Annotated in this window: 8 protein-coding genes and 2 tRNA genes; 1 reads left to right on the plus strand and 9 read right to left on the minus strand. The window is 34.6% G+C overall.

The features are described 5' to 3' along the window. The first annotated feature begins 30 nt into the window (after nt 1-30). Nucleotides 31-480, plus strand: coding sequence for a hypothetical protein (locus ABIZ51_01150; GenBank protein ID MEO7087382.1), 450 nt, complete (start codon nt 31-33; stop codon nt 478-480). A gap of 89 nt (nt 481-569) precedes the next feature. On the opposite strand, the gene ABIZ51_01155 is transcribed toward ABIZ51_01150, so the two are convergent. The 9 genes from ABIZ51_01155 to ABIZ51_01195 form a co-directional block, all read right to left on the minus strand. Further along, nucleotides 570-654, minus strand: a tRNA-Leu gene (locus tag ABIZ51_01155). 97 nt (nt 655-751) lie between these two features. Next, a tRNA-Gly gene (locus ABIZ51_01160) sits at nt 752-827 on the minus strand. 455 nt (nt 828-1,282) lie between these two features. After that, on the minus strand, nt 1,283-3,916 hold the full coding sequence (gene mutS / locus ABIZ51_01165; GenBank protein MEO7087383.1) for a DNA mismatch repair protein MutS: 2,634 nt from the start codon (nt 3,914-3,916) through the stop codon (nt 1,283-1,285). A 247-nt stretch (nt 3,917-4,163) separates the two neighbouring features. Further along, the gene (locus tag ABIZ51_01170; protein ID MEO7087384.1) at nt 4,164-5,411 is read right to left on the minus strand and encodes a hypothetical protein; all 1,248 of its coding nucleotides are present in this window, start codon (nt 5,409-5,411) and stop codon (nt 4,164-4,166) included. A gap of 265 nt (nt 5,412-5,676) precedes the next feature. Next, nucleotides 5,677-7,431, minus strand: a complete 1,755-nt coding sequence (asnB, locus tag ABIZ51_01175; protein ID MEO7087385.1) for an asparagine synthase (glutamine-hydrolyzing) — start codon at nt 7,429-7,431, stop codon at nt 5,677-5,679. Between the two features lie 20 nt (nt 7,432-7,451). After that, nucleotides 7,452-7,607 (minus strand): hypothetical protein, encoded by a 156-nt coding sequence (locus ABIZ51_01180; GenBank protein ID MEO7087386.1) that lies wholly within the window; start codon nt 7,605-7,607, stop codon nt 7,452-7,454. 24 nt (nt 7,608-7,631) lie between these two features. Further along, nucleotides 7,632-8,861 (minus strand): glycosyltransferase, encoded by a 1,230-nt coding sequence (locus ABIZ51_01185; GenBank protein MEO7087387.1) that lies wholly within the window; start codon nt 8,859-8,861, stop codon nt 7,632-7,634. Nucleotides 8,862-8,876: 15 nt separating this feature from the next. Beyond that, on the minus strand, nt 8,877-10,040 hold the full coding sequence (locus ABIZ51_01190) for a hypothetical protein (GenBank protein ID MEO7087388.1): 1,164 nt from the start codon (nt 10,038-10,040) through the stop codon (nt 8,877-8,879). Nucleotides 10,041-10,065: 25 nt separating this feature from the next. Then, entirely contained in the window at nt 10,066-11,256 is a 1,191-nt protein-coding gene (locus ABIZ51_01195; GenBank protein MEO7087389.1) for a hypothetical protein, read from the minus strand. Nucleotides 11,257-11,293 lie beyond the last annotated feature (37 nt).

Here is an 11,293-nt window from a genome sequence, read left to right on the forward strand (position 1 = left end):
AGTTTTTTAAACAGGTAAAAAATAAATCACATGAAAAAACTAATCGGAATTTTTATGCTGTTGTCTTTGTTTTTAAACAATTCCTGCAGCAAAGGAACAGATCCTTCAACTGATACTTCAACAAGTAGCGCAGTTCCTTATGTAGCAGTAAACATTAGTATTAATACTGGTAATTTATTATACAAATCACTGGAAACAGTTGGCGGAACGCTTACCTTAACGGGAGGTTATCGCGGAATTTTGCTTTATCGCAAAGATGCCAATACAATTGTAGCTTATGATAGAACCTGCACTTATAATATTACAGATGGTAATGGCGTAGTGCAAGTACAAAATAACGGAACGGCTATTTGTTTAGATTGTTCTTCCACTTACAATTTATATAACGGATCCGTAAATTCGGGCTATTCAACTATCGGATTAAAAGCCTACACCACCACTTTTAATGCCAGCACTGGTGCTGTAACTGTAACGAATTAATTTGAAAAATAATTTGCAGATTTGAAAATGTGCAGATATAGCGATTAAAAAAGCCGGACAAATTTTCTTTAAAAATTTGTCCGGCTTAGTACCCGGGATCGGACTTGAACCGATACGATCGCAATGATCACAGGATTTTAAGTCCTGCGTGTCTACCAATTCCACCACCTGGGCATTTCCGAACGTTTTCGGAAGCGTATTAATGTGCAAAAGCCTTCCACACATTCTCCTCTGTAATAAAAATCCCTCTCCGAGAGAGGGTTTCAAAATTTGGAGCGAAAGACCGGGTTCGAACCGGCGACCTCGACCTTGGCAAGGTCGCGCTCTACCAACTGAGCTACTTTCGCGTAATTTAGGATGACAAAAGTAATTAAAAAATCAAATTTTGAAAAATTATTTTTTTGAAGAGAAAAAACAGCTTCATTTTTCTTTCTTTTGTCTTGAAGCAAATGAAAGAAACAAAGAAAAATTCAAGGCTTTGATTTCTCATTTCATTTTAGCTTCCTGAAGGCTATTCGTCGGGTGATTTCCTCGCACGCTCGGAAATCCCGAACTCATCACGCCTTCATTTCAAAAAAATTTATTCGAAATCAGATGCCATTAAAAAAAAGTATTTGAAAAATTATTTTCTGAACGCGCGCCAGCAATGAAAGCATACGATGCCGTGTTGCTTGTGTGTGAGGAATTATGCTTTCTTGAATTTTTGTTTCTTTTTTTTCAAGAAAAAAGAAATTAAGAAAAAGAGAGTTGAAAAATTATTTTTTCGGAAGTACTTTTTTGAGATAAAAAAATCGTCTAAAAACTATTCCCCCAACATTTTTTTAATCTCATTCAGTTTCATCAAAGCCTCTACAGGCGTAAGTGTATTGATTTCTGTTTTTTGAAGTTCCTCTTTTATCTGTTGTAAAACAGGATCGTTGAGTTGGAAAAAGCTCAATTGAAAATCGTCTTTCGGAGATTTTATTTTTACGTTTTGCTTCGATTCGGAATGTGTGTGTGTTTGTTCCAATTGTTTCAAAATTTCATTCGCTCTGTCCAACACTTTGCGCGGCATTCCTGCCATTTTCGCTACGTGAATTCCGAAACTGTGTTCGCTACCGCCAGAAATTAATTTGCGGAGGAACAATATTTTATTATTGATTTCTTTCACGGAAACGTTGAAGTTTTTTATCCGTTTAAAAGAATCTGTCATGTCGTTTAACTCATGATAATGCGTGGCGAACAAGGTTTTCGCTTTCGCGGAAGGATGTTCGTGAATAAATTCGGCAATTGCCCAAGCAATCGAAATTCCGTCGTACGTGCTGGTTCCGCGACCAATTTCATCCAACAAAATCAAACTTTTTCCAGAAATATTATTGAGAATACTGGCGGTTTCATTCATCTCCACCATAAAAGTAGATTCGCCCGAAGAAATATTATCGGATGCACCTACGCGTGTAAAAATTTTATCAATCAAACCAATGTGTGCGTGTTTTGCGGGCACAAAACTTCCCATTTGCGCCATCAATACAATTAATGCAGTTTGGCGTAATAAGGCTGATTTCCCTGACATATTCGGACCGGTAATCATAATTATTTGTTGCGTTTCATCGTCCAAATAAACATCATTCGCCACATATACTTCTCCGATTGGAAGTTGATGTTCTATCACCGGATGTCGCCCATCTTTGATGTCCAACACATTGCTTTCATTGAGTTCTGGACGTACGTAATTATTTTTTTGAGCAATGATCGCGAAGGATAACAAACAATCCAATTGCGCTAAAAGCTGCGCGTTTAGCTGAATCGGGACGATGTAATCTGCCAAATGCAACACTAATTCATTGTATAATTTTGTTTCGAGACCAAGAATTTTTTCTTCCGCACCTAAAATTTTTTCTTCGTATTGTTTTAATTCTTCCGTAACATAACGTTCTGCATTCACCAATGTTTGCTTACGAATCCAAGTGTTTGGCACTTTATCTTTGTGCACATTGGTTACTTCTAAATAATATCCGAAAATACCGTTGAAGGCAATTTTCAAGGAATTAATTCCCGTGTTTTCAATTTCACGTTGTTGAATTTGCAGTAAATAATCTTTTCCAGAAAAAGCAATTTTTCGCAAATCATCCAATTCTGCATTCACGCCTTCCGCAATTACATTGCCTTTGTTGATGAGAACGGGAGGCTCGGGAGAAATTTCTTTTTCAATTTTATCTCTTATAAGTGTACAAGGATTTAGTTGCTCCGCAATTTTTTGGAGTTGATTATTTCCGGATGTCGCGCAGATTTCTTTTATCGGTTCAATCGCAGTCAGCGCACGCTTTAGCTGCACTACTTCGCGTGGTAAAATACGCCCAACAGCCACTTTCGAAATCAAACGTTCCAAATCTCCAATCGGACGCAGTTGAAAAATTATTTTTTCAGAGGCTTCTTTTTCTTTCAAAAAATAATGCACCGCATCCAAACGTTCTTCGATACTAATTTTATTTTTGAGCGGTAATGCCAGCCAGCGTTTCAGCAAGCGCGAACCCATTGGTGAAACGGTTTGATCCATCACATCAATCAGCGTTTTTGCGTTTTCGTTTGCCGATCCAAACAATTCTAAATTCCTCATGGTGAACCGATCGAGCCACACATAACTGTCTTCTTCAATGCGCGCAATGCGAAGAATGTGTTTCACTTTATCGTGCTGCGTATCTGATAAATAGTGCAAAGCAGCGCCAGCGGCAATAATTCCCATGTCCATTTTCTCGATTCCAAAACCTTTGAGTGATTTGGTATCGAAGTGTTTCAACAATAAGTCGTTGGCAAATTCGGTGGTAAAAATCCAATCTTCTAATCCGTAGTGATAAATTTTTTCACCAAACAATTCATAAAAGAATTTCTTTTTATTTTTCTGAAAAAGAATTTCGCTTGGCTTAAAACTTCTCAATAATTTATCAATGTATTCAGGTGTTCCCTGCGCAATAAAAAATTCGCCGGTAGAAATATCCAAGAAAGAAACGCCCGCTTTTTTTTCTTCAAAATGTACGCAGGCTAAAAAATTATTTGCTTTGTGTTCTAAAATTTTATCGTTGTACGAAACGCCGGGAGTTACCAATTCGGTAACGCCTCTTTTCACAATTGTTTTTGTTTGCTTGGGATCTTCGAGCTGATCGCAAATGGCAACGCGGTGTCCGGCGCGCACCAATTTTGGTAAATACGTATCTAAAGAATGATGTGGAAATCCGGCGAGCTCGATAAAAGTGCCAACACCATTGGCTCTGCGCGTTAAAACAATTCCTAAAATTTGCGCTGCTTTAATAGCATCCGAAGAAAAAGTTTCGTAAAAATCGCCCACGCGAAACAACAAAAGTGCGTCCGGATATTTCGCTTTGATGGTATTGTATTGTTTCATCAAAGGCGTTTCCTCGATTGCTTTTGCAGGTTTCGGGATTGTGTTGTCTTTCGCCATCGCTGTAAAAATACAAATCATTCGCGGATGTAGGTCTTCGAAAAATTATTTTTTTGAAGAGGATAATTTACGCTTCGAATAGAAGTGCTAAATCTGCATAATTTGTTTTTACAGTGTAATTTTCTTCCCAGTAAGACAGGAAAACTATTTTAAAAAAGGGAAGCTTTCCTAAAAAATTTAAAGTTTGTTGATCGTAAATTACAGTTGAAGAATCGGTAGGAATAATATTTTTTTAAAACTTCAGAAGTTATAATATCTTTAACTCATCAACAAATAATTTCGTTTGGTAATCAAATGTATGTGTAGAAAGATCATATCCTTTATTGGGTATCTTTCTTGTTTCAAGGTTTAATAAAAATTGACGAATTGTTTCATCAAAATTCTTCTTGGTAACATGCCAACCCAATGCGTGCTTATGAATAAAATCAGCAACTTCGCCTTGTGGACCAAAATATAATATGGGCTTTCTAAATGCGATAAGCTCAAAAAACTTAGAGGACATTGCATTAGCACTCCAATTCGGACGAAAAAGAATGACATAATTATGATTATTCATTTCGACAAAAAATTCTTCAACAGGTATAAAATCGGATACATTGCATTTTATTTCAGATTGATCAAAAAGCGTTTGGTAGTTCCTGTAAGGCACATAAATATCTGCTATTACAGGATGATTCCTTTTCTTTAAAGCGCTTAAAAAATCAAGGAAAACGGAAATATAATCTCCTATTTCATTGTATAAAGCACCACCATATATAAATTTCAATTCTGAAGGAATAGCACTTTCTTTTGTCCATCCTTGTTCTGTTTTTTCCAATATATCATCTGGATCAAAACAATGGGGCAACACATATACTGAATCTTTTTTAAATGTTGTTTTGAAGTAATTAGCCATTTCATCATTTACAGTAATTACATGATCTGCATTTTGTAAAACAGTTTGCTGGATTTCTTTCTCATATTTCTGCTGTTTTTCAGATAATATATGAAAGCCATCTTCCCAATAATCTCGGTAATCAAGAATGATACTCAAATTTGGGAAAATACGCTTCAAGTCAATAATCATCGCAGTATATCGAAAGGGACCGCCACTGATAATCAACTGATCAATATTTTTCTCTTGTATAAGTTTAGCCGCAAATTGAAAAAACAAACGTTCATAATCACTGGAAATATCTCCAAAATTACCATTTACCCTATTTTCCTTGTACTTTCCGTATAGTTGGGAGCTTTTCCAAACCAGTTTTTCGATAAAATTTTTTGGTAAAGTGCGTTTATAATAAGGAGATTTGACAGGGGTAATGGGTATGCGATATATACTATCCTGATATGGTTTAATGTCTTTATCCCATGGAGATGATTGCCCCTGAAAATCGCCAGCCAACACATATATTTTTAAACCAAGCTTGCTTAACGATTTAACATGCTTAGCCCACCGCCTTCCGCCAACTCCTTTATAAGGCGGGAAATAAAAAGAAACAATCAATAAACTCATTCTTTAGTAATATTATTTAGAACAGGTTATTCAGCATTAAAAATTGCCAATCGGTTACAGTTGCAGCAATCATTTCCTTTATATCCTTGTTATTCAACCTTTCACTTTCAGGAGGTTCATAACCTGTTTACTCTTTTCGCCAACAAACATCATGTGGTAATATATTGTTTATTGCCGTACGCATGATGAATTTAGCTCAGCCGTCCTTCAATTTAAAACTATCAGGAAGTGAGACAACAAATTCCAACAGTCCATTATAAAACCACTATATATATTTAGATGCCATTAATAATCTCCACTCTTGTGTAAATACACTTTTCGCATCTTCTTCATTCAACTTTTTAATGCCTAAGGTTTTAGCTGCTTGTATAATTTCACTTTTAAATTTATCAGACTCTATCCATCTTTTTTGGGGTGGCTCATAACCTATCTTATCCACTCGCCAACAAATAGAGGAAGGAAGAATAGGAGCCATAGCTTTACGCAGAACAAACTTGGTCCAGCCATTATTTATTTTATAACTATCGGGTAAGCTAAATACAAACTCTACCAGTTTATGGCTTAAAAATGGCAAACGTACTTCGCGCGATTGTGCCATGGAGTTACGATCTGCATAGCGAAGCAATTCCTTCAATCCTGTTTTAGTAGTGCTATTCTTTAAATGGATATTCAGTTGATTCTTGTAAGGCATTTCCTGCTTTAAGATTCTTTTTTTATAGCGTCCTACTTTCATACGTAAGGTTTCGTTATTTGATAAAGGAATATAAGGATAAGCCTGTCCATGATATTTCTTATAGGCTTTGTGCTCGGTTGCGTACAACGAAGGCTTATTATAAAACAACTGGTTGAGGTAATCGCGGTAATAAAAAATATAGCCAGCCAGTTCTTCATCAGCTCCTTGCCCGTCTAATAACACGGTAACATTGTTTTTGTTAGCCAATTCCATAACGGCATACTGGGCAACAATACTGGCAGAGCCATACGGTTCGTCCTGATGAAAAGTAACCTTATCAAATACTTTTTCAAAATAGTCTTTATCGGGCCAGGTATAATGCACATCTACATTTTTACAGGCTTTTACAACTGCCTCAATATGTTCTCCTTCATCTTTGGCAAAGTTTTTAAAGCGAGCCGAAAAAGTATTCTGTTTTAATTCTTTTCCTTTTAAGGCATCAATAAGCATTACAATACTGGAAGAATCTAATCCGCCGGAAAGGCTGGAGCCAACCGGAACATCTGATCGTAAACGCAAACGGATAGATTCTGTTAACAGTTCCAGAAATTTTTCAGCAGCCTGCTCAATACTACCTATAAAGGGTTTGGTGTTTAAATCAATATCCCAATATTTATGTATTTGTAAAGAACCACCTTTACTTAGAATTAAATAATGAGCCGCATCTAATTTTTTTATTTTCGTATAAAAGGTTTCTGTTACATTTTCGGCATTTTCAATCGAGCCGTTTTGTATAAATTCAGATAAACGCCCTTCATCCAGTATTTTCTCAATACCCAAAGTCCAAAATTGTTTTATTTCAGAAGCAAACACAAAGCGTTGCTCATCTATATAATAGTGAAATGGTTTTTCTCCAAAACGATCTCTGGCACAAAACAGCGTTTGCTCTTTTTCATCCCATATAGCAAAGGCAAACATCCCATCTAAATCCTGTAAGCACAATTCTTTTTTAAGATCAAATAAAGCTAACAAAACCTCGGTATCACTATCCGATGTAAATTGATAGCCTTTGATTTTTAGCTCTTCTCGTATTTCCAGGTAATTATAAATCTCTCCATTAAAGGTTATGGTATAACGTCCATCGGCATAATGCATCGGCTGATGTCCTCCTTCCGAAAGATCAATAATAGACAAGCGCCGGTGTCCAAAACCTATTTTGGCACTTGCATTTACCCAATGACCTTCCCCGTCAGGTCCGCGATGCACAATAGCATCCGTCATTTTCTTTAATGATTCAGTACTTACCTGAGAATTGTCTAACTGATTTATTCCTGCTATGCCACACATCGGATTAGAAATTAATACATTTATTGCCTTACAAAATTATCATCCTCAGTAACAATTCCTAAAATTTGAGCTGCTTTAATGGCATTGTATTGTTTCATCAAAGGCATCTCCTCTATAGCTTTTGCGGGTTTCGAAATTGTTTTGTCTTTCGCTATCGCTGTAAAAATACAAATCATTCGCGGATGTAAGCATTCGAAAAATTATTTTTTTGAAGGGCTTTTTAGGGTTGAAATAAATTTTTTGTAATTTATCTCTGCATTAAAATATTGGTTCCAAAATTCTTTTGAGCTATTTCTTAATTTATTTTTTTCTACTTCAGGGAAATTAAAATAATTATCTAATATTCTCGCCACCTCTTTCGTATCTACATCCTTATCAAATAAAAATCCGGTTTGTGCGGTTACTATTTCTGATACACCACCGGCATTACAACCTATCGCTGGGATTCCAAAACTAATCGCTTCCATTATTGATACCGGATTACCTCCTTCTACTTCACTCATAGATATAAAAAAGGCTACCGAGTTATTTTTATAAAAAGCTATTATTTCAGAATTGGGCGTATATCCTCTAAATTCAAAAGGTGTATTTTGCAATTTCAGCTTTGCATAATTTTTAATTTCTAATTCGTACTCCAATTCTCCGTTTCCGAAGTGAATCCATTTAACCGGAGTTGCAAGTTTTGATATTATATCTATAATTAATTCTACTCGTTTGATTGGTAGAATAAAATTGCAAGAAACAATAACAAACGGCTGCTTATCAGATTCCGTTTTATTTGTTCCATGATCAGGAATTCCTAACCTGTTTAATACGGTGGAGGTATTGAAATTGGTTTTCAAATAATTTAGTCCGTAGTTAGAAACCGCAACGATATTCAAGTTTTGTTTATAGAAAAATTCCCTAAAAGGGAAAAAGCCTGATTTCTGTTGAATTTCATCGTAATCATTGCCATGAATTCGCACAACAAATGGAAGTTTATCTTTCACTTTTAGAAGCGACAAGCAATTAGCCCAGGTATTAAACCAATAACTATAAAGCACCGAATTTTCATCGTATTTTTTTAATTCCTTTTTCAATAATTCGGAATCATTTAATCTATCCAACAAATAAAACAATAAGGTTTTCCATTTTTTTATATAAATCCACTTGTGTTTCGTTGCAAAAAATTGAACCACAAAAATTCTATTCACGAATAAGAAATTTCTTAAAAGCGTTTTTACTCTTTTGTGTGAATTATACAACTCAAACTTTACAACTTTTGCATTTTGAGGGATTACTCGGGGAATTTGGCTATCAAAAGCCAATGGATAAATATAAATTTTCGAAAATGCTTCGCTTAAATAATTAATTTCTGTTTCTAAAAACTGTTCTCCGTTTCCGTATGGATAACTGTTGGTAAAAAGCACTAATTTATTTCCTGTTGACATGTTAATAGACTGAAATTAGAGCGACTTTAATACATTTACGTAATGTCCAAAATCAAGTTGTTCAAATGCTATATTTCTGATTTTTTCATTGATATCTTCTTCTTTATACAAGGTAACTGCCCATTTATAAACAGTATTCCAATCAATGTCCGCTTTTTCTATATCCATACATCGCGCGTATTTCTTTAATTCTTCGGACTGTTCAATGTCAGAATCAATATGTCCTAAAAAAACAGGTAATCCAGAAGCCAAATATTCACGCACTTTCAAGGTGGTTGCTTCTTTTAATTTTTTTCGAAAGATCCCGAAAGATCCCAATCCAAGATGTGCGCTTTTTAAATAAATATCAAATTCAGACGAGGTCAAAAACCCCGTTGATGTTATATTCCGATTGAGCGAAATTTCCTGTTGGTCTTTTTCAGAAATTTTACCAATTAAATACAAGTGAATCGTATTGTTTTTGTATTTATTGAATGATTTTACGATTAAATCTACTCCGTGCCAATTACTACTTGAGCTGACCAACATTATAATGTTAACTACTTCGCCTTCTTTCAAAACTCTTTTATAAAAAGGCACTCTTTTAACATCAACCCCATTTGATAACAGAACGCACTTATATGATTTATTCCTACTCATTTCGTATTTCGCAATTTCTTGCGTAACGGCAACGCCCATTTTTGCAAGTCCTAAAATTTTTTTCCCGTAATAATATTCTGTAAACAACGGTTTCCAATATACATCTATTAAAAGCTTTACGTAGCTGGGCGTAGGGCGTATTTTAAATTTTTTTATCCAGGAGTTCGAATTACTGAATCTAATTTCAGAAATTTCTTTTGTATTGTGTTCGATAATAACCTTGAATGGATTTTTTTCCATAAAATAGAACAACTCCTTGCTTGCAAAAGGATAGCGAAGAAAATAAATATCAAAAACAGTTTGACTTTTTATAAATTTATCCAACTCGGAATATAATTCAGTTTTTTTTTCGAAATAACTGGACGGCAAAACATATTTGTTTTTAGAAACCAATCCGATCTTTTCAGCTTTCGAGCTCAACGTAAATAGCATCCACGAAAAACTATTTTTCTCGAATGCTTCACATATTCCGTTTACTTTATTCGTAATTCCCGAACTTGACTCTATGTCTGCAAGGTAAACGTATAAAATACTTTTCATGTAAAATATCTATTTGCGCTTTGTTTTAATCTTGCTTTATCAATAATTCATTAACGGTTTCGGAAATTATTTTTTCATCTTCCTCTGAGCTCAATTCCTGTGCATATTTGTGACATTGATTTTTATAATACATTATTTTTTCAACGCTTATTTTTTTTAGTTCTTCTGCCATACTTTCGGCAGTAAACTCTTTTGCTACTACTCCTAAATCATATTGTTTAACAATAGCTGCCATTTCGGGCGAAGGACTGATAGCAAGTGCTAATCGAGCTTGAATAAACTCAAACAACTTATTGGGCAAGGCATTCAAATAATTAAAATTATTCGGTTGCAATACAAAACAACCAATATCATATTTGTTAATTTCGTTTGCTATGTTATTTGTACTTACTGTAGGTACAAAATAAATATTTTTATATGTAGCAGCTAAGGTTTTCAATTCTTTATAATAATTCAAATCTGTTTCCATTAACATCAAATACAATTCAAAATTCGAAGGTAAGAAATCCATCATTTGTACCATCACTTCTAATCCTCTTGAACGGATAGCTGCACCGTGATGGATAATACGTATTTTATCTCCAGTAACTTGACTCGGCAGGATTTGCTGAAAGGGTTTTGAATTTTTTACCACTACTGATTTCACCCCAAATTGTTTTTCGTATTCTTCTCCGATGCTTTTACATACTACAAACAGGGCACTTATCTTGGAGAGGTATTCTTCACAAATTTTTAAATATCCGGGCTGCTCAAATTTTATCCAGTTGGCACTGTCTTCAAATTCTCTCGGATAGTATTCATGCGCATTAAAAATTACTTTTACTTTTTTAAATGCAGCTAATTTAATTGCCAAAGGCAATGCGCTTAAATGGTGAACAATTACTAATTCGAACTTGTTTTTTTTTAATAAATTAAATTCGTAATCCATTATTTTTTTTTCATAGTTCATCGAACTATTAAAAAAAAGATGAATAAAAAGCGAAACTATTTTTCGGAAAGGGCTAATCCAATGATGATGAAAAGTAATATTGATATTTTGAGGTTTTTTTATAGAATTGCGAATATCAATAAATTGATACGAAGCGTTTTTGCTTGTATCTCCGGAAAGTCCGGCAGCAAGAATAGTATATTGGCTTTTTAAGGCATTTACTTCCATTATAAAACGTGGGGCTTTTGCCAAATGATTTCTACAAATAATAAGAACCGTTTTTTGCATGCTCAATTTTTTTTTTCTAAAGATACTTTCTAATTTT

This window comes from Bacteroidia bacterium (assembly GCA_039924845.1).
Taxonomy (GTDB): domain Bacteria; phylum Bacteroidota; class Bacteroidia; order DATLTG01; family DATLTG01; genus DATLTG01.

Coding starts and splice junctions, on each gene's coding strand:
- ABIZ51_01150 (MEO7087382.1), top strand. CDS start 31: ATGAAAAAACTAATCGGAATTTTTATGCTGTTGTCTTTGTTTTTAAAC.
- mutS (MEO7087383.1), bottom strand. CDS start 3,916: ATGGCGAAAGACAACACAATCCCGAAACCTGCAAAAGCAATCGAGGAA.
- ABIZ51_01170 (MEO7087384.1), bottom strand. CDS start 5,411: ATGAGTTTATTGATTGTTTCTTTTTATTTCCCGCCTTATAAAGGAGTT.
- asnB (MEO7087385.1), bottom strand. CDS start 7,431: ATGTGTGGCATAGCAGGAATAAATCAGTTAGACAATTCTCAGGTAAGT.
- ABIZ51_01180 (MEO7087386.1), bottom strand. CDS start 7,607: ATGATTTGTATTTTTACAGCGATAGCGAAAGACAAAACAATTTCGAAA.
- ABIZ51_01185 (MEO7087387.1), bottom strand. CDS start 8,861: ATGTCAACAGGAAATAAATTAGTGCTTTTTACCAACAGTTATCCATAC.
- ABIZ51_01190 (MEO7087388.1), bottom strand. CDS start 10,040: ATGAAAAGTATTTTATACGTTTACCTTGCAGACATAGAGTCAAGTTCG.
- ABIZ51_01195 (MEO7087389.1), bottom strand. CDS start 11,256: ATGCAAAAAACGGTTCTTATTATTTGTAGAAATCATTTGGCAAAAGCC.